Source organism: Bacillus timonensis, from assembly GCF_000285535.1.
Taxonomy (GTDB): Bacteria; Bacillota; Bacilli; order Bacillales; family Bacillaceae_L; genus Ferdinandcohnia; species Ferdinandcohnia timonensis.
On sequence record NZ_HE610986.1, the window covers coordinates 861,065 to 882,737 of the forward strand.

Annotated in this window: 24 protein-coding genes; 5 read left to right on the forward strand and 19 right to left on the reverse strand. The window is 39.5% G+C overall.

The window, feature by feature from the left end:
• Positions 1 to 144 precede the first annotated feature (144 nt).
• Together BTHG_RS12815 and BTHG_RS27680 are read left to right on the forward strand one after the other, a co-directional pair.
• A complete protein-coding gene (locus BTHG_RS12815) occupies positions 145 to 1,614 on the forward strand; it encodes an amidase family protein (protein ID WP_010677135.1) in 1,470 nt (489 codons plus the stop codon).
• A 258-nt stretch (positions 1,615 to 1,872) separates the two neighbouring features.
• The gene (locus BTHG_RS27680; protein ID WP_269719496.1) at positions 1,873 to 1,998 is read left to right on the forward strand and encodes a hypothetical protein; all 126 of its coding nucleotides are present in this window, start codon (positions 1,873 to 1,875) and stop codon (positions 1,996 to 1,998) included.
• A gap of 292 nt (positions 1,999 to 2,290) precedes the next feature.
• Here the strand turns inward: BTHG_RS27680 and BTHG_RS12825 are convergent, their stop codons facing one another.
• The 7 genes from BTHG_RS12825 to BTHG_RS12860 all read right to left on the reverse strand — a co-directional run bounded on the left by BTHG_RS12825 (position 2,291) and on the right by BTHG_RS12860 (position 6,857).
• A complete protein-coding gene (locus tag BTHG_RS12825) occupies positions 2,291 to 2,908 on the reverse strand; it encodes a hypothetical protein (protein WP_026021808.1) in 618 nt (205 codons plus the stop codon).
• Positions 2,909 to 3,156: 248 nt separating this feature from the next.
• Positions 3,157 to 3,540, reverse strand: coding sequence for an RNA polymerase sigma factor (locus BTHG_RS12835; RefSeq protein ID WP_010677137.1), 384 nt, complete (start codon positions 3,538 to 3,540; stop codon positions 3,157 to 3,159).
• Entirely contained in the window at positions 3,537 to 3,668 is a 132-nt protein-coding gene (locus BTHG_RS26290) for a sigma factor (RefSeq protein WP_010677138.1), read from the reverse strand. The genes BTHG_RS12835 and BTHG_RS26290 overlap by 4 nt, the downstream gene beginning before the upstream one ends.
• A gap of 85 nt (positions 3,669 to 3,753) precedes the next feature.
• Positions 3,754 to 4,947, reverse strand: coding sequence for a hypothetical protein (locus BTHG_RS12845; RefSeq protein ID WP_010677139.1), 1,194 nt, complete (start codon positions 4,945 to 4,947; stop codon positions 3,754 to 3,756).
• 14 nt (positions 4,948 to 4,961) lie between these two features.
• Positions 4,962 to 5,792, reverse strand: coding sequence for a hypothetical protein (locus tag BTHG_RS12850; RefSeq protein WP_010677140.1), 831 nt, complete (start codon positions 5,790 to 5,792; stop codon positions 4,962 to 4,964).
• Complete coding sequence (locus BTHG_RS12855; RefSeq protein ID WP_010677141.1) at positions 5,789 to 6,478, reverse strand: ABC transporter ATP-binding protein; 690 nt, start codon at positions 6,476 to 6,478, stop codon at positions 5,789 to 5,791. The genes BTHG_RS12850 and BTHG_RS12855 overlap by 4 nt, the downstream gene beginning before the upstream one ends.
• A gap of 13 nt (positions 6,479 to 6,491) precedes the next feature.
• On the reverse strand, positions 6,492 to 6,857 hold the full coding sequence (locus tag BTHG_RS12860) for a GntR family transcriptional regulator (RefSeq protein WP_010677142.1): 366 nt from the start codon (positions 6,855 to 6,857) through the stop codon (positions 6,492 to 6,494).
• A gap of 595 nt (positions 6,858 to 7,452) precedes the next feature.
• Between BTHG_RS12860 and BTHG_RS12870 the strand changes: the two genes are divergently transcribed.
• Complete coding sequence (locus BTHG_RS12870) at positions 7,453 to 9,054, forward strand: glycoside hydrolase family 43 protein (RefSeq protein WP_010677143.1); 1,602 nt, start codon at positions 7,453 to 7,455, stop codon at positions 9,052 to 9,054.
• 122 nt (positions 9,055 to 9,176) lie between these two features.
• Complete coding sequence (locus BTHG_RS24945; RefSeq protein WP_010677144.1) at positions 9,177 to 10,133, forward strand: NAD(P)-dependent alcohol dehydrogenase; 957 nt, start codon at positions 9,177 to 9,179, stop codon at positions 10,131 to 10,133.
• Positions 10,134 to 10,333: 200 nt separating this feature from the next.
• On the opposite strand, the gene BTHG_RS26835 is transcribed toward BTHG_RS24945, so the two are convergent.
• Together BTHG_RS26835 and ssb are read right to left on the reverse strand one after the other, a co-directional pair.
• Positions 10,334 to 10,510, reverse strand: a complete 177-nt coding sequence (locus BTHG_RS26835) for a hypothetical protein (protein WP_157256207.1) — start codon at positions 10,508 to 10,510, stop codon at positions 10,334 to 10,336.
• 35 nt (positions 10,511 to 10,545) lie between these two features.
• Entirely contained in the window at positions 10,546 to 10,887 is a 342-nt protein-coding gene (gene ssb, locus BTHG_RS12885) for a single-stranded DNA-binding protein (RefSeq protein WP_010677145.1), read from the reverse strand.
• 310 nt (positions 10,888 to 11,197) lie between these two features.
• Here ssb and BTHG_RS12890 point away from each other — a divergent pair, with 310 nt between their 5' ends.
• A complete protein-coding gene (locus BTHG_RS12890) occupies positions 11,198 to 11,635 on the forward strand; it encodes a YwpF family protein (RefSeq protein ID WP_010677146.1) in 438 nt (145 codons plus the stop codon).
• 42 nt (positions 11,636 to 11,677) lie between these two features.
• On the opposite strand, the gene BTHG_RS24950 is transcribed toward BTHG_RS12890, so the two are convergent.
• The 10 genes from BTHG_RS24950 to BTHG_RS12940 all read right to left on the reverse strand — a co-directional run bounded on the left by BTHG_RS24950 (position 11,678) and on the right by BTHG_RS12940 (position 21,542).
• The gene (locus BTHG_RS24950; protein WP_010677147.1) at positions 11,678 to 12,049 is read right to left on the reverse strand and encodes a hypothetical protein; all 372 of its coding nucleotides are present in this window, start codon (positions 12,047 to 12,049) and stop codon (positions 11,678 to 11,680) included.
• Positions 12,050 to 12,674: 625 nt separating this feature from the next.
• Positions 12,675 to 13,109 (reverse strand): 3-hydroxyacyl-ACP dehydratase FabZ, encoded by a 435-nt coding sequence (gene fabZ / locus BTHG_RS12900; protein ID WP_010677148.1) that lies wholly within the window; start codon positions 13,107 to 13,109, stop codon positions 12,675 to 12,677.
• Between the two features lie 129 nt (positions 13,110 to 13,238).
• On the reverse strand, positions 13,239 to 13,535 hold the full coding sequence (locus tag BTHG_RS12905) for a DNA-directed RNA polymerase subunit beta (RefSeq protein WP_010677149.1): 297 nt from the start codon (positions 13,533 to 13,535) through the stop codon (positions 13,239 to 13,241).
• Between the two features lie 117 nt (positions 13,536 to 13,652).
• Entirely contained in the window at positions 13,653 to 14,486 is an 834-nt protein-coding gene (locus BTHG_RS12910) for a flagellar hook-basal body protein (RefSeq protein ID WP_042341965.1), read from the reverse strand.
• A gap of 62 nt (positions 14,487 to 14,548) precedes the next feature.
• Entirely contained in the window at positions 14,549 to 15,385 is an 837-nt protein-coding gene (locus BTHG_RS12915; RefSeq protein ID WP_010677151.1) for a flagellar hook-basal body protein, read from the reverse strand.
• A gap of 158 nt (positions 15,386 to 15,543) precedes the next feature.
• On the reverse strand, positions 15,544 to 16,545 hold the full coding sequence (mreB, locus tag BTHG_RS12920; RefSeq protein WP_010677152.1) for a rod shape-determining protein: 1,002 nt from the start codon (positions 16,543 to 16,545) through the stop codon (positions 15,544 to 15,546).
• A gap of 150 nt (positions 16,546 to 16,695) precedes the next feature.
• Positions 16,696 to 16,971, reverse strand: coding sequence for a sporulation transcriptional regulator SpoIIID (gene spoIIID, locus BTHG_RS12925; protein ID WP_010677153.1), 276 nt, complete (start codon positions 16,969 to 16,971; stop codon positions 16,696 to 16,698).
• Positions 16,972 to 17,270: 299 nt separating this feature from the next.
• Positions 17,271 to 17,927 carry a 3'-5' exonuclease gene (locus BTHG_RS12930; RefSeq protein ID WP_010677154.1) on the reverse strand — a complete coding sequence of 219 codons (657 nt, stop codon included), beginning with the start codon at positions 17,925 to 17,927 and terminating at the stop codon, positions 17,271 to 17,273.
• Positions 17,928 to 17,941: 14 nt separating this feature from the next.
• On the reverse strand, positions 17,942 to 19,822 hold the full coding sequence (locus BTHG_RS12935; RefSeq protein ID WP_010677155.1) for a DUF294 nucleotidyltransferase-like domain-containing protein: 1,881 nt from the start codon (positions 19,820 to 19,822) through the stop codon (positions 17,942 to 17,944).
• 61 nt (positions 19,823 to 19,883) lie between these two features.
• Positions 19,884 to 21,542 (reverse strand): sodium:solute symporter family protein, encoded by a 1,659-nt coding sequence (locus tag BTHG_RS12940; protein WP_010677156.1) that lies wholly within the window; start codon positions 21,540 to 21,542, stop codon positions 19,884 to 19,886.
• Positions 21,543 to 21,673 lie beyond the last annotated feature (131 nt).

Sequence of the window (21,673 nt, forward strand, 5' to 3'; positions counted from 1 at the left end):
CAAAGATTCCGTGTCCCACCTTTTTTATGTGACGGGACCTACTGGATCTTCCACTTGCCCATGCCTTTTTAATTTACACGGAGCTACCTATTGATTATAATTAATTTGTAATATTCAAAATTATTTGATAGGTGGCGATGAGGTATGGAACAATCTTCGGTTCAGTCTCGTGCATCTCAGGTATTACATAATCAGGGCAAGGATGAATTATGGCGCTGGTCTGCAACAGATTTGGCACATGGAATTCGAACAAGACTCATTTCTTCACGTGAGGCTGTTGAAAGCTGTTTGGACAGGATTGAGGAAGTGAACCCAGTTCTTAATGCGCTAGTTGAAGTACACGCAGAAGAGGCACTTGCCGCAGCCGACCAGGCAGATTTAGCTGTAAAAAAAGGCGAGCTACTTGGGCCTTTACATGGTGTGCCTGTATCGACAAAAGTGAATGTTGACCAAGCTGGACATGTAACAACAGATGGTGTTGTGGCTTTTAAAGATAATCTTGCAGAAAAAGATAGTCCGCCAGTGGCGAATTTACGGAAGGCAGGAGCTGTAATTGTTGGCCGCAGCAATACACCAGCCTTTAGTTTCCGTTGGTTTACAAATAATGATTTACACGGAAGAACCCTGAACCCTTGGGATAAATCTCGCACACCTGGTGGCTCAAGCGGAGGGGCTGCTTCAGCTGTAGCTTCAGGGATGATGCCAATTGGACATGGTAATGATATTGGTGGTTCTGTTCGTCATCCTGCCTATGCCTGTGGGATTACTGGAATTCGGCCAACAATGGGAAGAGTTCCTGGCTGGTTTGCTCCTCCGAATGGAGATCAATCACTCTCTGTACAATTGATGTCAACAGATGGGCCACTTGCACGAAACGTTGCGGATCTTCGCCTTGCCCTACAAAGCATGAGTGAATTTGATCAGCGTGATCCACTCCATGCTTCAGTACCTTTAATTGGGGAGCCCCTTCAAAAACCAATTCGAGTTGGGCTTTTACGTGATGTTGGTGTTGCTACTCCATCGTCAGCCGTCAATCAAGCTTTGAATGATGCAGCGGACCAGTTAACTGAAGCTGGTTATGTTGTCGAAGAAGTCAATCTTCCGCTTTTCGCAGAGGCTTATAGGCTTTGGTATTTATTAGTGCTTGAGGATTTCAGAACAAATATATCACTTGTTGAGCAGTATGGAGACGAAGGAATGAAAAAGGCTGCTTTCAATTATTTCGCGAATGCAAAAGAATGGTGGGGCGAAAACCCTGGACTATCCGATTATATAAAAGGCTATTCACGTCGTGGAACGCTCATTGTTCAGCTTCAAGAGTTTTTACAAGAATACCCGCTATTGCTAATGCCAGTTTCCGCTGAACAGGCATTTGAACAAGATGATGATATCAAGAGTGTCGAAAGCATGAGGCGTGTTATGGATGCACAATGGTCCATGATGGCAATTCCAGTGCTTGGCTTCCCTGCTATTTCCGTTCCAACTCATGTGGCCGATGGTCTCCCAGTTGGCGTTCAACTCTTGGGAAGACGATTTAGGGAAGATACCTTATTTGATGCAGCGGAAGTAATTGAGGCCCACGCACAAATAGGAACACCGATTAATCCGAGATAATATATGTAAAGGTGGGGCGAGGCTTTCGTCCCACCTTTTTAGGTGAGCGAACAGTCACTTTGACTGTTAAATTGGGGATATTTCAGGTTTATGTCCCAGCTCTATGAAGTCTAGACGCACGGTATACCAATACTGTGCTATTTGGTATACTACATACAGGAATCCTACGGGGCTATATATTGAAAACATGCTTTTCGGTGTATCGCATACCGATATCCCACGTCCTGATATACCGTTAACTTATGGGAGCTGATTTATTTGGCAGAAAAAGTGACAAAACCAAAGAAAAGAGCTAAGAAGTTTGTGCCAAGTGAAAAGCACAAAGACAAGACCGAACCTTGGCAAAAATTCTATCATTTAGTTGAAGAAAAACTAAAGAAATGAACATAAGGGTGGTGACTCCTGTCACCACCCTTCGTTTAGGTTGCGAAACGATCTTATTGTGCAATTTATGCCTATAAACACGCAATGATTAAGCATAAATAGCAATTCTCGAACCGAAGATACAGTTCCCCGTAACAAACAATGCAATTTCCACTCGCGAACGTGCAATTATCAAATACAAAACGCATTTATCACACATAAAGCCGCATTCCCGCTCGTGATAACGCAACTCGCCTCCCAAACACACAAATCCCTCACAAGAGAAGCACAAATCAACCGACGACCTTTATCCTTACTTCAAATCCTTCTCATATTGCTTATAAATGACATACCTCTGTAATCCCCGCGTTTTTTCATATGCCTTTTGGATTTCAGCTACGTACTCATCATGATTACCAGCCTTCTTCGCAATTCCAGAAGCTAAGGCATGTTTCATCCATTCTGACTTTATCTGTTTGCCAAGCTCTTTGGCCTTGTCGAGATTCCCCTCTTCAACAGCGACAATTGCCTTGTAATAAGCTTTATACTGTGGAGGCTGGATTTCATCAACGTCCGACTTCACTCGTAAAATATCATCCTCGTATAAAGCATGTAATGTCTTAAACAAAGCTTGTCTTGCAGGCTGCTTATATTTTCGAAGTAACACGTCCGTCGCTTCCTTCACATCCTGATCAATCCGATTTCCCATCCCGTAATAAAGCTTAAACATTGGATTTTTTCTCCGTTTCACAAGATACGACTCTATCTTCTTCACATTCTTTTCCCAATAAATTGGATAAACAAACAAATATGTCGAAAGAATAACTATCACAAGCATGCTTAAAATAAAACCAAGCGGCTCACTCACATCTAAAATGGCAATAACAACACCCAAAACTAGTGCTACCCCAAACAAAACTATGTATCTCATACTCTTTCAACCTCAACAATTATTTTTGGATAATTATACCTCATTTGTCGATAGGAAGGAATAAAATTCCCAACTTCGGGTAGAGTGAACCGTTTATATTGCGAAACTTCCATAAAACCCAATTTCCGCTTTCTAAGGCGCAATTATCAAACGCAATCCTCTTCCAGCCGGAATTCCCCTCTCGAAAACGCAATCCCAGCACTAGTTTCAAAAAAAAACCAATCATGTCCCCCATGATTGGCCATCAACTAAACAACTGCTTCCTTCTTTTCATACACTTTTCTCAACAATTGCTTTCCCCGAAATAGTTTATTTTTCACAAACGAAATGTCTTTACGTAAAAGATGGCTAATTTCGCTATAAGAATAATCATAAAAATAATAGAGAGATAACGTTTGTTTATAATCAGAAGGTAAAGAATCTAGATGCTGGTGAAGCTTTTCACGCTCAAACTTTGCCAACATCCGCTTTTCTACCACTTTATCTGTTGAAAATAGCAGTTCGTCAGGATTATCCGTTAAGACGGTCGTTTTTACCACCTTGCTACGAAGATAATCAATGCATTGATTGCGAGTGATTTTATATAACCACGCTTTCAGCTTAGCCTTATCCTGACACGTATTGAATTTCAAAAAACCTTTAAAAATACCTCTTGCATAATATCATCAACAACGACCCAATTCCGTACATATTGAAAAGCCACGTATCTCAACTCAGTCTGATAATCATTAATAATTTGTTCGATTTCTTTATCCGCCATCATTCTCACCCTATTATGGGACGAGGGACCTGTCCCTGTGACTCTCTCATCCTATTATGTGACACGGGATCCACCCCATGACCTATTAGTCATTCAAATCGTAAATGTATAGTTTGTAGTCTTTTTGGTCCTTTTTTTGGTTTTGGACGACAAGCTTTCCCTTGTATAATGATTCTCCCGTGTTTAAATCATTGATCAATAATGGGTACTCGCCATTTTCTGAGGAAATGATATAAATCTTTCCATTCATTAATTTCGTATATGAAGGGTTTTTATCCTTATCAGGTTGTTTTACAGGGAAAAACTGTTTCTCTCCCCAACTATCCTTTTCAATATTATACGGATGCACTTCAATCCCATTTGGAACTTGTTTCGGGACATAGACAGTGGAATCTTGAATGCTATATGCGTCAATTCCAAACCCATTTTCTTCAAGGTTAATTTCTAATTTTTTCATTTGCTTCGTTTCAATATTATAGATCATGATTTCATCTGCAAGGATGCTAGGTACGGCCGACTCTATCTCATTCTCATTTTCAGGCATTTCATGGGCATACACTTGGAATAAAAGATATTTCTTCGGTTCAATTGAAAAGTACTCTTCCACCACTCGAATATCTGACCAACCATTCTTTACTTCCGGGCTTGAATAAATCGTATCATCAAGAGCTACCTTTTTATCAAGATCAATCGAGTATACATTCAAGTCCTCTCCGCTTCCAGTGCGAAATCCGCGAGCAATTACTTTTAGTTCATTATTGACTACTTGGACATCGACAATTTCAATCCAGCTATATTTGTCTTCATTCGGAACGTCTACCTTCATTGAAGTCGTTTTATCTAATTTAATGTCTAAAATCTCTATATCAAAATAGTTATTTTTCGATACATCACCATTGCCTTCCATACTGGCATAGGCAACTAGATTCTCATCCTCATACAGACCATTTTGGAAGAAATCCTTCCCTCTCATGAACTGTCCGTACTTATCAATTAATCTTTTATAAGTAGATTCAGTCGTGTTTCTTGTTAATTGCTGTATTAAAGATTGATTACTCAGATTAATGGTTTCATCTTTTGTAATAAACAAGGACTGGTTCATATTGTCAAATGTATAGTCTCCATTTATGACAAGATGTTCCACTTCAGCCTCATTACCGCTCTCTTTTTCAATTCCAATTACAACTTTCTCCGCAGCTAGACTCGAATTTATATAAAATGCTCCAATCACGATTACAGTGACAAAACAAAGCGTGAGTATTTTCCAATATCGTTTCATCTTTAGCCCTCCTATCATACTCTTATTTTCTTATTTATGAGGTGATTCCCTATCCATATTGCTCCCGCCCATGTAAGTAAGCTTGTAACGACTTCCATATAGAACAATTCGTTCGGATAAAAATAGTTTCCAATTAAAAATTCATTGATGAGCAGTGGTGCAATAAAGACCAAAACGGATAAGGCCACATAAACAATGCCATAGAATATCCCTTTCAAGCGATAAGAACGCTCAAATAAAATAGCAGTAAACACAATACAAATACCTAGTAATCCAAACCCGTACGTCAAAATAAAGTCAGAAAAAGTTCTTGGGAAGATGACACTCATATAATAAGCACCCGTAATTTCAGTCATCCGTAAATCCATGCGAAACTCAGCCGGCACCAACCATTGTAAAATCTGTCTTTCTACCGGAAGTAAAAGTAATTGCCATGCAACGAGACCTAAAACAAACAATAAGATGGTTGTCATCTTCGCTAGATAAATATTCAGCCTTGCAGTTGGCAACACAAGCAATCGATAACTAAAAGTGTTTTTACCAAGCCAGTCACGATACCAAATAAAAAATACATAAATGAGTAGTGTTACTCCACAAAGGACAATCGGTCCTAAAACCCAAACAGTCTGAGAAAATTGGACGAGTGACATTTTTCCAAATTGCGATATAAAATCGGCCTTTGACATTAATTCCTCATAGATCATTTTGTTCGCTCGACCTACATATCTACGCGATTCAAAAATGACCCCAATGAGTTGAAGTACAGTCGTAATTCCAATTAAAACGAGATACAACTTTAAAAAACGAGTAAACTCGAAATCAACTAGTTTTAAATAACGCTTCATGCCTGATACACCTCTCTCATCACATCAATTACCGATTTCCCTTCATTCTCTCTCACTTCTTCTGTATCAAATTCCTTCAACACAACACCATTATCAAGTAATACAACCTTGTCAATTAAATGCTCAATGTCATTGATTTCATGTGTTGTGATGATGACGCCACGGTCCTCAATTAGATGGCTTGTAAATACTTCGGCAATCTGCTCACGGCTAAAAATATCAATTCCCGAAAAAGGCTCATCCATTAGGACATAGTCAACATCTAAAGCAAGTCCAAGAATCAGATTTACTTTTGCTGTATTCCCTTTTGATAACTCCGAAATTCGATCTGTTTCTTTTAGCCTGAAAAATTCAAGCAGTTCATTCGCACGTTGTTGATTCCAACAGTCATAAAAATCAGCCATAAACGTGAAAGCCTCTTTTATTTTCATCTGTGGCAGCATGGTGATTGTGTCAGGAATAAACGTGATTTTTTCATAGCTTCCTTTATGAATTTTTTCCCCATTAATTAGGATTTGCCCACCGTTTATTGGAGTTAATGCCATTATTGCCTTCATAATGGTTGTTTTCCCAACCCCATTAATTCCAATTAAACACGTAATTTTGCCTTTTTCGGCTGTAAATGAAACACCCTTTAACACTGTCTTCCGACCAAATTTCTTTGTTACATCCTTTACTTCAATCACGAAAAATCGCCTCCTATTCCTTTTCGTACTCTTTTTCAACAAGGTTCAAAACTTCCTCTAAAGGCACGTTAATCGACCGAACGGAATGAATAAATGTCGTAACGGCATCCAAAATCAATTCTTCTCGAACTCTTTTCAACACGAGTTCATCCTTTGTAATTCGACTTGGTAAATTCCCCTCTGTAAATATCAAGCCTTGTTCCTCCATTTCTTTATACGCGCGCTGAGCCGTATTCGGATTAATCTTCAACCGATTCGCCAATTCTCTTCTAGACGGAATTTCCTGTCCTGGTTCAAAAATACCCTTTGCAATTTGCTCCTTAAAAAACTGAATAACTTGTACATAGACAGGATCCCGATTATTAAACTTTACATCCATAGACCCAACTCCTAAAAAATTTATCCCCTGTATGAAGGGGTTAATACACTGTTGTTAAAAAAAGACGTTCATAACTGTACTAATGACATAATACAGCAATCGTAAAAAATGGGTGTACTAATCATTTAGTACACTATCTGTTATGTATTATATGGTTAATACACCATGCATGTCAACCATCATTTTTATTTGGGCTGTTTTCGCAAACTTTGTTGATTTTTACACCATTGATTTCCGCTGCATGCGGGCGTGGCTTGAGCCTCCTCGTTGCTAAGCGCTCCTGTGAAATCTCAAGTCTCACGCTTTTCCCGCAGGACACTGAATACTTCCTTGAAATAACCCACGCACGAAGAAAATGCGTATGCATTTTCGAGGAGTCGTCGCCTTACGCTCCAATCAACTAGGTTGCACTTATTATCTTAAAGTAACAATCTTTTAGAAAAGAGCCTTACTTCTTTTTTACAAATACACCTATCAAACTTTGTAAATCGGCTATACAAAGTTAATAGAGTTACCTATAATAGAGGTTAAGTGGTAAACGCTGCAAGAAATGTAATTACACTACACTTTTGTTATGAGGGAGGTTTTTCAGAATATGTCTGTGATTACAAATCCAATTCTGCCTGGATTCAATCCGGATCCATCCATTATCAGGGTTGAGGATGATTATTATATTGCAACATCTACATTTGAGTGGTTTCCTGGCGTACAAATCCACCATTCGAAGGATTTAAAAAATTGGCGATTGCTCACCCATCCATTAACACGTAAAAGCCAATTGGATATGCTAGGTAATCCTGATTCAGGAGGGGTTTGGGCGCCATGTTTAAGCTATCATGATGGCCTGTTTTTCTTGATTTTTACTGATGTAAAAAGCCATATGGGACCATTTAAGGATACACATAATTATTTAATTACAGCTACCGACATCATGGGTCCGTGGTCAGAACCTATTTATTTGAATAGCAGTGGTTTTGATCCATCGTTATTTCATGATGAGGATGGGAGAAAATGGCTGGTAAATATGGTTTGGGATCATCGGAAAAATAAAAATTCATTTGGCGGTATTTTGCTGCAAGAATACTCTATGAAAGAGCAGAAATTAGTTGGTCCGATTCACAATATTTTTAAAGGGACTCATTTGGGGCTTACAGAAGCACCACATATCTATAAGCATAATGACTATTATTATTTAATGACCGCTGAGGGTGGTACTCGATATAATCATGCAGTAACCGTGGCACGGTCAACCTCCATCTTTGGTCCATATGAGGTCGATCCAGCCAATCCCATTTTATCGTCAGCCAAACATCCGGAACTTGACTTACAAAAAGCAGGGCATGCAAGCATTGTCGAGACAAAGGAACATGAATTATATCTCGTTCATCTTTGTGGTCGACCGTTAAGACCCTCACTAAATTGCACACTTGGCAGAGAAACTGCTATTCAAAAAGCAATGTGGACTTCAGATGGATGGCTTCGATTATGTAATGGCGATTACCCTGCAACATCCGTGGAAGCGCCAACATTACCAGAAACACCGTTTTCGAAACAACCTGTAACAGATAATTTTGATTCAGATGAACTGAATATTCACTTTAACTCTCTTCGTGTGCCTTTTTCTGAGGACTGGTTATCTCTATCGGAACGGCCTGGTTATCTCCGCTTAACAGGCAGGGAATCGTTTAGCTCAAATCATCGTCAAAGTTTGGTTGCGAGAAGACAGCAGGCTTTTTCGTTTGAAGCAAGTACAGTTGTTGAATTTTCACCTACTAGTTTTCAGCAGATGGCTGGTTTAGTATATTACTATAATAAAAACAATTACTATTACTTATTTATCAGTCATGATGAGGAAATTGGGAAATGCTTGGGTATCATGGCAAGTGATCGAGGAAAATATAATGAACCACTGGAACAACCCATTTCAGTAGAAGGCATTGACACTATCTTTTTAAAGGCAAGCGTAAGCTATGATTCATTACAATTCTATTATTCTATTGATGGAGAGGAATTTATGCCGATTGGGCCTGTGTTGGATGCAAGTAAAATATCGGATGACAATGCGGAACTGGTTGTAAATGGAATTGCGCTTGATCAAGGATTTACCGGGGCATTTATTGGAATGTGTGCCCAGGATTTAAGTGGCCAGCAACAAAAAGCGTATTTTGACTTTTTTACCTACAAGGAAAATCTTTAAAAAGAAGGGGAATAAATCATGACACAAACTGAAATGAATGCAGCAATATTGAACAAACCAATGGATATCGAAGTAAAAAAATTGCGATTCCCACTCCAAAAGAAGATGAAGCATTACTGAAAGTGTATTGTATTGGCGTGTGCGGCTCAGATGTTCATTACTATGAGCATGGAAAAATTGGCCGATACGTAGTCGAATCGCCAATCATTTTAGGTCATGAGCTGGCAGGGGAAGTTGTACAAGTTGGGGAAAAAGTAAACAATGTGGTCGTTGGTGACAGAGTTGCTGTTGAGCCTGGTATTACATGTGGCCGCTGTGAATATTGTAAATCTGGCCGGTACAATCTTTGCCCAGATGTTCAATTTATGGCAACCCCACCCGTTGATGGTGCCTGGGCTGAATATGTAACGGTAAGAAGTGACTTTCTTTTCAAGCTCCCAGATGAAATGAGTTACGAAGAAGGTGCCTTACTTGAACCATTATCTGTCGGAATGCATGCAATGAGCCGAGGTAAGGTGACTCCTGCTGATCGAGTATTGATTACTGGTCTTGGTCCAATCGGATTACTCGCCATTCAAGCTGCAAAAGCATATGGTGTAAATGAAATTTATGCAAGTGATGTTGTCCCGTATCGTAGGGAATTAGCGTTGGAAATGGGTGTATCTGGTGTAATTGACCCATTACATGGCGATATAGAAGCTGAAGTCCAGCGTTTGACAGGTGGACGTGGAGTGAATGTAGTTGTGGAATCTTCCGGTAACCATGTAGCGGTCTCGCAAACGGTGAAGATTGTTAATCGTGGTGGACGAGTTGTTCTTGTAGGATTACCAACTGCCACTGAAATCCCAATCGATATTACTCATTTAATTGATTCGGAAATCGACGTGTACGGTGTCTTTCGCTATGCCAATACATATCCTGCATCAATCCAGGCCTTAAGTGGTGGCAATCTTGATGTGAAAAGGGTAATTACACATAAATATGCACTTAAGGATATTAAAGAAGCAGTGGAGATGGCACGAACACAAAAGGACACAAGTATTAAGATTATGATTTACCCAAATGAAGAATTAGTGTGAAATGAATAAGGCTGTTTTTCGCCTATTGGAAAAAAGCCAACCATGTGATGCCATGGTTGGCAAAGCTTTGAGGAATCATTGAATTACCCATTTGTCTCTAGAGGAATCATTTGAAAAGATGACTGGAGTTTCTTGTTGCGAGGTACATGGATAGTGGAGTTAATTTTCATATTCTGAATTTCATTTTTACGGATTTCATATCACATTCGTTTCCCTTCTAAGTTACGATTCATTTGTAGTAGCCTTTCATTATAGGTTTGCTCAATTTGATCGATGCGGTCCCCTATTTGTCCTTGTAATGTTTCAAGATGTAGCGCAATTCCCATTGCAAGCTTATTCAATTTTTCATTGAGGGACTTTATTTCATCATTGTTCATATCTATTTCCTCCTAAGCTTTAGGCACACAGAATCTTAATTTTCGACAAGCTCCCTCGGTTTCCCACCAAGAAATTTAACCGAATCCGCTAATACTTCCGTCACATACACTCTTTTGCCATCATTGTTTTGATAGTTCCGAGTTTGAATACGACCTGTAACGCCAAGAATAGATCCCTTTTTACAATAATTTGCTGTATTCTCAGCTGTCTTTTGCCAAAGCGTACAATTTACAAAATCGGTATGGATTTCGCCACCTGCATTTTTAAAATTGCGACTAACGGCAAGGGTCACATGTGCTACAGCTTTCCCTTCCTGGGTGTAACGGAGATCAGGATCCCTGGTCAATCTTCCAACCAAAATTACTTGATTAATCATTTTTTTACCTCCTTGGTTAAATGTAACAAGGCTATCATACTTCACGATTCGACATAGGTAAAATTAGGAAATCCTTATTTTTTTAAGCAATTTCTCTTTAAAATTGAATATTCCATACAAGATTTTTCACTTATTTTGGAAACGACAAAATGAATCCATCAATTATCTAAACTTCTACAAATTTTTTTCACACAAGATATCAGCTGGGTTTTGTGTTTCATTTTCACCTCTAATCCATATAATAAACAGGTAAATATGCTATAATTTAACTATGGATAATAGTACGAACGATATATAAGGGGGTAGGCATTTGAAAACGTTTAAATTGGTATCACTTATGGTACTTCATCAAGACGAACAGCCAAATCGAGTTGAAGAAATACCGTTGATTGATGGATTGATTATCAATAAGGAAGATGGGGAAAACCGTTGGATCGTGGAAGCCTTTATTGAACAATCATGTAAGGCCGTTTTTGAAAAAGCAAAACAAGCAAAAACAAAACTGAATCTCCAAGTGACCATTTCAAAAAAATCAAATGATCCTGCCTCCTTAATGGGTGAAGTCAAAATCATTAAGGATTTGAAAAATAGTGTAAGTGTCCTTTTAGAAGGAAATTTAGTACCAAGTCGACTCAACATGGCTGAGATTGTACTTACAGACCTGATTAAGCAGGGGTTGCAAGGTGAGGGGCTTTTAACTGAATTTAAAAATAGACTACAAGAAAAGAAAAAACCAATTCAAAGTTAAAAAGGCAGGGAAAAACCCTGCCTTTTTTGTATGGATGAAGGCTTATTTGCCTCCATTATTGCCGCCTGTTCCACCCATGCCACCTGTTCCGCTAGGAGGAACTTCATCAGTGTTATTACCAGTATGGTCATCATCGTCATTGTTAATATCCAGATCGCCATCTTTATTTTGATCTTCAACGACGTCTTGGTCTCCATTATTCATGCCATTGTTATTGTCAGGAACGACATCTTCCTCTGGAGTGACATTGTTGTCCATATCGTTATTATTATTGACATCATTATTGAGATCCTCGCCTGGTGTTTCAAGACCATCGTCCTCTGGAGGTGGATTTTGGTCATCATTGTTACAGCCAGTTATTAAAAATACGGCAAGGAGTGACCCGAGTAGCTTTAAGAACCACTTGTTGTTCATTACACATTCTCCTTTCTGTTTTTTCTTCTAAGTATTAGTGACCTCTTCGGTCTTCGCTTAGCTTTCCCCGAAGATGAAAAATGTATCAATAAAAATGGCTATTTTCACTTCACAAGCTTTGTTGCTTTTAAGAGGAGGATTTTCGTTGCAGGAGACAATTTTTCGTGGGTGTGGCTTGAGCTTCCTCAACGAAATACGATAGCAGGCTCGAGCAGAACTAAGCACCCAGGCAGTGGAATAGGCGGAAGAATTTCCCCTATTCAGTAAAAAACACTAAAAATAGCCTAAATAGAAGGAGAGACTCCTCTTAATGACTTTAAAATATGAAAAAAAAGGGCTTTTGCTTAGGATAACCGGAATACCTCCGTTTATTTAGGTCTATACGAACTCGATTCGGAATTTAACCGGAAGTCCTCCGCTTATTTATTTTTCAGCAGTCCCTCACTGCGGCAAGACAACTCACCAATATGGCCAATTATGGTCTCAGTTCAACTTTTTGGCACTTATTTAATAAAAAGCACCTCAAAACAGAACCCTTTAAAAATACATAATCCGCGTATCCTTTGTAAAAAAATGAACATAAAAAAACCAGATGGGTTCATTCATCCGGTTTTAATCACAATTCTTATTCTGTTTTGTCGCCTAATGCAAACATAATTTCCGTTTCACAAACAAGCTCTCCGTCCACCGTTGCAATGCCTTTTCCTTTACCGATAGAGCCTCGTAGACGTGTGATTTCCACCTCTAGACGAAGTTGTTCTCCAGGAACTACTTGCTTTTTAAAACGGCAGTTGTCAATTCCAGCAAAGAAAGCAAGTCTGCCTTGGTTTTCTTCTTTTTTAAGCATTGCGACAGCACCAACCTGCGCTAACGCCTCAACAATCAAAACACCCGGCATAACTGGGTAACCAGGGAAATGGCCATTGAAGAACTCTTCATTTGCCGTTACATTTTTAATGCCAAGGGCACGTTTTCCTTCTTCCAATTCAAGAATCCGGTCTACTAATAAAAATGGATAACGATGAGGGATTATTTCCTTTATTTCATTAATATCATACATAATTCACAATTTCCTCCTCTATGTATAAGTCGAACATATAATGCTTATTATAATACAAGTATTGTTGAAAATGTAAATTTCCCTATAATCAAAGTCGTACATAAAATAAAAAAGAAGGCATGTGCCTCCCTATTTTTCTGCATCTTTATTTATAAGGTCCATGATATGCTGCCATGTTTCCTTTTTCAAGGCATCGCTCGGATCACCATTTCCAATGACTCCATAACCAACAACCACACCAATTATGACGCTGGCTGCAAAAAGAACAACGACAAGCAAAAGTCGTACCCAAATCGGAATCAAGCGGATTCGAAGTTTTCGTTCACGCTTCGCTTTAGGTTCTTTTTCCGTATTCTTTTCATCCTCACGCGTTTTTCGAAATTCCTCGCGTGATTTTACTTGTGTATTGTTAAGTTCACTAGTCACTGAGATTACTCCTTCTCTTTAGGGTTGTTCCGAAGTTTGCCCATGGCTGCCTTAATCTATAGTATCCCGTAGCATTGTTTTTTTATCAAATCAATTATGAATAAAAATTTCTTTTGCTTATCGAATTCCATTCACAAGCCCCATCATTTGGTCTGAAAGGGAAATTGATTTTGCGTTAAATTGGTATGAGCGCTGAGTTAGCATCAAGTTTGACATTTCAGTTGCCATATCAACATTTGATTGTTCAAGTGCCCTTTGCTGGATGCTGACTTCCCCGCGTAAGTCGCCTTCAAGAGAAACAAATACGTCATCCGTATTAATCCCAAGTTCCGCTAAATCAGGTAACCCAAATTGATTTTGCCCCACCGCTTGAAGAAGCTGTGGCTTTTTGACTTCCACCACTGACAAGTTAAACGTTTGAGGCATCCCTTCCCTTGGGACAACTGTTAGCCCGCCGTTTGCGGAAATTTGAATTTCCTTAAAATTATCAACAAACACTATTGGTTCGCCGTCCTGATCTAAAACAGGATTCCCATTGCTTGTCACAAGCGAAACTTGATTGGTACCATCATTCACCGGAGATAAATACAGGGCACCATCCCTTGTAAAACGAGGAACCTGCACACCATTTTCGTCCACTAGTATTTGTAGAAACTGGTTTTCCTTTGTAAAGGCGATGTCAAGTTCGCGATCTGTTGTCTTGATTGCACCTTGGGTCATCATCATATGTGTAGACCCAAGCTTTGCACCAACGCCTGCACGAATTCCATTTGGGGTTACACGTCCTTGTTCCTGGTCACTAACAGGTTGATTATCGAATTGTTGGGATAACAGCTCACTAAAGTTGACCTGGCGTTTTTTATACCCGGTCGTATCTATATTGGCTAAATTATTCCCGATGATATCAAGCTGTTTTTGCAGCTGGCTCATTGTATTTGTTGCCGTAATCATTGTCCGCACTTCAATCACCCCAAATTTCTTTAATGTCTAGCTTCAGAGCCTAGCCCTCATTCTTATAATCTTCCAATCTCGTTAACCGCTTTGTCCATACTCTTATCATACGCTTGAAGAACCTTTTGGTTGGCTTCAAATGTACGGTAGGCTGTCATCATCTCGGTCATTGCCTGTGTCACATCAACATTGGATCCTTCAAGAAATCCTTGCTTTAATGTGTAGGACACCTCCGGATTAGTCGCCGCATTCGGTAACTCAGCACCATCATTTGTTCGATACAACCCATTTCCTTCTTTAATCAGATTCAATGGATTATCTGAAAATGCAATTCCTACTCGTGATTGTGCCTGACCACCGACAAGAACTCTACCGTCGGCTGTCACTTCAAACTGATCACTTTCGACTTGGATTCGGTTCCCATTCTCATCTAACACATAAAACCCTTCGTTCATCGTTAAATAACCAGCTGCGTCAACCGTGAAGTTTCCATCACGAGTGTACCTCACATCACCATTTGCATTTTGAACAGTAAAAAACAAAGAACCTGGCTTATTCGTATCTGGGTTAATTGGCAGGTTGCCGTTCACCAATGCCACATCAGTTGTAAGTCCTGTTTCGCGGATATCTCCTTGTTTAAACAGCGGAACGAATTCTTGCATATACACACCTGTGTTAAGACCTCCGATGTTACTTGCAGTTCGAAGGTTGCCGCCATTTTTAGCAGGGCTTTGTACACCTTCAAGACGCTGCATCAGCATTTCAGGAAAAGCACGTAAAGTACCTTGGTCCACTTTGTACCCAGGTGTATTCGCATTTGCTATATTGTTTGATAACATTTCCGTACGACGTTGCTGCGCAAGCATTCCAGCTGCTGCAGAATAAAATCCACGTAACATGAATTCACCTCATTTTTCCAATTCCGTGCATATCTCTACTTTATATTATAGTAGGAAATTCCTATTTCTTCATCTGTAAATTTTAGCCATAGGTTATTTTTTTATAAAAATGGCAAAGGACCTGCCATATCGGAAAGGTCCTAAAGAACTACTATTTGTTACATTAATTTTCTGCGTGGTAGCTTGTCCAGGTTTTCAAGCATAATACCAGTACCGATTGCAACACACTCCATTGGGTTTTCAGCAATTAACACAGGAACGCGTAATTCCTCAGCTAAAAGCTGATCCACTCCGTGAAGCAATGCTCCACCACCCGTTAAAATTACACCACGGTCAATAATGTCAGCAGAAAGCTCAGGTGGCGTTCTTTCTAGTACACTCTTTGCAGCTTGTACAATTGCAGAAACTGGCTCACGTAGTGCTTTTTCAATTTCACCAGATTTAATCGTAAGTGTGCGTGGTAATCCTGTCACCATGTCCCGACCACGAATATCAATTTCTTCATTACGTGAATCCGGGAATACTGTTGCCACTTGGATTTTAATATTCTCTGCCGTTCTTTCTCCGATTAAGAGCTTGTACTCACGCTTAATATAGCTTAAGATTTCCGCATCAAACGTATCCCCAGCCATTTTAATTGATGAGGCGGTGACGATATCACCCATTGATAATACAGCAACATCTGTAGTACCACCGCCAATATCAACTACCATATTTCCACTTGGTTGGAAGATGTCCATACCTGCTCCGATAGCAGCCACTTTTGGTTCTTCCTCAAGATAAATTTTCTTACCGCCACTTTTTTCAGCAGCTTCCTTAATTGCTTTTTGCTCAACAGATGTAATATTTGTAGGACAGCAAATAAGGATTCTTGGTTTTGAAAGAAATCCTTTCACATTTAACTTATTAATAAAATGCTTTAACATCGCTTCTGTTACATCAAAATCAGCAATAACGCCATCCTTTAATGGGCGAATCGCCACAATATTTCCAGGTGTACGACCCACCATGCGTCTTGCTTCTTCACCAACTGCTAAAACTTTACCTGTGTTTTTATCTAATGCCACAACAGATGGCTCGTTCAATACTATGCCTTTACCTTTTACGTGTATGAGAACGTTCGCAGTTCCTAAATCGATACCGATATCCCTTGCTAACATTTGGGTAACTTTCCTCCTTGCATTTAAGACGCAAATGCACATTATTTTCCTAATTATATATTGTATCATAATTTACTAATTTAAATAGTCGTTTTGTAAATTTTTTGTAGGAAAATGTCGTAAAAATTAGGAGGAAAGACCCAAGCATTGTTATTTCACTGGTTCTTCTTGTAGTTCTTCTTCTTTTTTATACTTAAGTTTTGTAGCTTCTCCACCCCGTAAATGCCTTATTGATTTATGGTAATCAAGGATTTCTTTTACTTCATTTGCTAGTTCGGGATTGATTTCAGGTAGCCTTTCGGTTAAATCTTTATGGACAGTACTTTTGGAAACACCAAATTCCTTCGCAATAACGCGAACTGTTTTTCTTGTCTCCACGATATACTTTCCAATCTTGATGGTTCGTTCTTTGATGTAATCGTGCACACTACTCGCCCTCCCTATGTGGATGTGAGAAGTGTGAAATGAGACGCGTTCTTGCTTCAACGAAGAAGTAGTTTACTTGTATATGAATCGTCATATGAATTGCTGGATCTTTGAAGACGGTATACGCCCCCTCACCTCAAACACTCTCTTTGTTAGGTTTGTAACATTTTATTAGCTTGGTTGAGGGATTATGCTATAAAAGTCAAGAGGGACAAGGCTTTTATCAAAATATTTTTAAAAATTGCTTGTTTTTAAGAGTAGGACAAGCAAAAATCACTTACGGACATGCCTTATTCACTTCAAAAGATTCTACTTTGATTTTCAGTTGCTTGCAGAAGGTCACCCCAAGTTTGTTTGCCTCTGCTTTTAAAATGATGAAGTAGCTCAACAAATAAATAGGCGGTCGTTAAGGCGTCCCCGGATGCAGTATGTCGTTCATATATTCTTGTTCCAAAATTCTGAGCGTACCTGTGTAAATCTCGCATATCATACGAGGGAGAAAGATAACCAATCAAATCCAGTGTATCAATCGTTGGCATTCTCCCGAAACCATATTTTTCCCGCCTTAGTTCACTTTTTAATGCGACCATATCAAATGAAACATAATGGCCGACAATACAGTTACTGTGTTGATTTTTTATAAAATGAAAAAGATTGGTAATTCCTACTAACGATGTTGGTGCGTTTTCGACCTTTTCATTCGTGATTCCAGTTAATTCGATTATTTCCTGAGAAATTTGTCGGTTTGGGTTAACAAATGTATGAAATTGCTCCTCCTCACATACCTTCAATCCGATTACCTGGACAGCAGCAATTTCAATTAACCGATCCACAGTCGCAACCTGAAATCCTGTCGTTTCTGTATCAAATACTGTAAACGAAATCTCATCAATCGGTGTGGATAAAGGGATTTCCTTATGAAGCTGCTGAAAAAGTGGCTTTCTACCAAAGAACACTGATTCTACTCCTTTCAAATATTGAAATGGGCATTTACTAGAGTTTGAATTTCCTTGACTATTTTTACACTCAACATAAGTTCTTCTTTTTCCTTTGTTGTTAAATGTGAAAAATAAAGGATTGATGTCATGTTCTCTTTATTCTTAAATTGGCGCCACCTTTGCTTTACATAAAGAAGCATCACATCTGATGCAGCAGCTTTCACATCTTTCCCAAAACTTTCGCTAAATGCTTTCTTCTCTACTAATCTATCAATTCTCTCAAACGGCGTTCCAGAGATGATTCCGTATTCCAGTGATAGAATTTGCAAGCAATGGTGATAAGGGAATAAAATTTCTTTTTTTATATCTAACTGCTTTCGTTCCAGTTTAAAAAGAGCACGTATGGGATTGTCTAGTGACGGTATTTGATGTTCCTGTTCATGAAGACGATACAAAAAGATTTTGGCATTTTTCATTTTTTCAAGTAGCCTTGCTTCAAATTTGTTATGCAGCTCCTTATCACCATATAAAAATCGATAAGAAAAGAAGTTTTGTGCGAGTAGCATATTTTGATTTGTTGCTTGACTACTCCATGTTTGAACTCTGTTCATCCACGTCTCCAATGACCCACGCCAACTTGGGTTGCTCGCCATCATCTCTCCTAAACAGCGTGCATATCCCGCTTTTTCTAATAAAGAAACAATCGTTTCCCCTACCATTGAAAAATAATTTTCGATTTCAGGTGTACTTTTTTCATATACAAGAAAATGATCCTGATCTGTTAATAAAAATTGTTCCTCGCGTCCGGCGCTCCCCATTTGATAAAAGCAAAATGCAACGGGTGGCTGCATTCCTTCCCTAACTGATAAATTCTCAATTGCCATCTCAATACATCTTTTTACCAGCCGGTCAAACAATTTTGTTACATTATCCAATACTTTAAAAATCGGTACGTCATCCTGAAGTAATGCATCAACGACATCATAAATTGCCATTTTTACAGATGGTAATGTTTCCTCTGTAGCAGATTCAATCGTTTTAATGGTTTGCATCATACTGTCCACATTTTGCCTCATAACATCTGACAAGGTAATAATCCCTACTACCTCCTCTTCCTCAGTGACAGGCAAATGTTTCACACCCTGTAAAATGAAGGTTGATAGCGCTTCGTAACAATAGGCATATTTCGAAATCGTAATGGGGTTTTTCGTCATAAACTCTGAAGCGTTTGTTTTTCCATTTTTCCTTTCATAGATAACCCTTGAAACAAGGTCACGCTCCGTAATGATACCCAACAACTTTTCATTTTTAACCACTAGAACAGAACTCGTTCGATGCTCCGTCATTTGTTGTGCAACGACACTGCAGAGAGTATCTGGCTCAACTTTGATGAGGGATGTTGTCATAATATCCTGAACCCTACGAACAAGGGAGCCAGTTTCTTTTGCTTTCCTCGTAATCATCACTTGCTCCGCTAATGAGCTGTAAATTTCGCTAAGGCGAAATGCCAGTTGTGTAAATAGATAGTGATGGAAGTTAGGGTCATGAAGGCGTTTTTCAATGACATGATTAGGGATGAGTAAGCATTGCCCAGCCTCTGTTGCCATCACACCCACACGATAATCTTGATTGCGCTTTTGTCCACCGATTAAATCCGCAATACTGGAGAGTCCTATCAGCTCACCTGGTTTTAACATTTCAAGAACCTCTCGATTATCACTTGGTCCAACAAATACCTCCGCCACACCAGAAAGCAGCAGAAGTATCCCCTCCCGCTGCTCGTTGGCATGAAACAATAATTCTGATTGCCTATATGTTTTTTGCTGACATAACGAAAGGAAATTCAAGACTTCCTCCCTTGATAACCCTTGAAAAAAAGGATGATCCCTCACCAATTCATATAGCTGTTCCATGTTTCTTCCCTCTTTTAAAACGGCTCTACGCAGACGACGCGTAGAACCGTTCTTGTTTTTATTATGCTTCGTCCTTAAGCCAAACTTCTCCATCCTTGTAAACCATTTGCTCTGGGTAGCGCATATCGACAACTTCGTCTTGTTTTGCCTGTGATGGTGCCTCGGTCATTAAGGAAACAATGATGTTTCCTAAGAAACCAGCTGCTGCTCCAAACACACCTGCTCCCGTATCGATAATGCCAAGGATCGTGAATCCGCCATATTTCGCTGCAAAAATATACGATAATACGACTACCAATCCTATGATCATACCGGCAATAACACCCTTTGCATTCGAACGCTTCCACCATACCCCTAGTACAAGTGCTGGGAAGAACGTACTAGATGCGATTGCAAAGGCCCATGCCACAATTTGCGTAATCGCTCCTGGAGGGTTTAATGCAACTAAACCTGCAACCAATGTTGCCACGACAATTGACCAACGTGCAACATTCAAACGATTTTTTTCTGATGCTTGTGGCTTTAACACACGATAATAAATATCATGAGCAAAAGAAGAAGAGAGTGCAATCATCAATCCACCTGCAGTCGATAATGCGGCCGCCATAGCCCCTGCTGCCATTAAGCCAATTACAAAGACACCAAGGTTTGCAATTTCAGGTGTTGCCATAACGACGATGTCATTCGCAATCGTCATTTCTTGCCACTGTAAAATACCGTCGCCATTTGCATCTGCAAGTTTTAATAAACCTGTATCAATCCAACTTTGTGTCCACGCAGGAAGCTCTGTCATTTTTTGACCAGCCACCTGAGTCATGAGGATGAAACGTGAGAATGCTGCATATGCAGGAGCGGATAAGTATAATAAGCCGATGAATAAAAGCGCCCATGCTCCTGACCAACGAGCTGCCTTCATCGTAGAAACTGTATAAAAACGTACAATGACGTGCGGTAATCCAGCTGTTCCACACATTAACGTAAACATTAATGCAAGGAATTGCCACTCAGAACCTGTTGCAAATGGTGCAAAGTATTCTGTGAAGCCGAGTTGACGATCAAGTTCTCCAATTTCTTCAACAACTTTTCCATAGGATAACCATGGTAATGGGTTGTTTGTTAATTGCAGAGAGATAAATATAACCGGAATCAAGTATGCCACAATTAAAACGATATATTGTGCTACCTGTGTCCACGTAATCCCCTTCATTCCTCCCATTGCTGCGTAGAAGGCAATTAACACAACCCCAATCATTGTTCCAATTCCAGCATCAATTTCAAAGAGACGTCCAATAACTACCCCAGACCCAGATAACTGGCCAATGGAGTATGTAAATGAAATGATAATCGTACAGATTGCCGCGACAACCCTTGCTGTATGACTATCAAAACGGTCCCCAATAAACTCTGGAACAGTGTACCGTCCATATTTCCGAAGCTGTGGTGCAAGAAGGAAGGTTAATAACAAATATCCACCTGTCCATCCCATGATATAGGCAAGTCCTCCATAGCCAAGAGCCATGATAGTTCCTGCCATCCCGATGAATGACGCTGCACTCATCCAGTCCGCTCCTATCGCCATTCCGTTGTATATAGGAGGCACTCCACGTCCTGCTACATAAAAGTCCGAGGTTGCCCGTGCTCGATTGAAGATAGCGATCCCAATATAAAGTCCAAATGACGCTAAAATAATAATTAATGAGACCAGAAATTGTGTATCCAAATTTCCTCCCCCTTTAGGTTCAAATATAGGCACTCCAATTCAGTAGGAAATCTGCCTGTTTTTTTATCAATTTGTTCTTTTTGTGGTTTGTAACTTGTTGTGTGGGGTGATTCTACTAACTGTGAAACTAA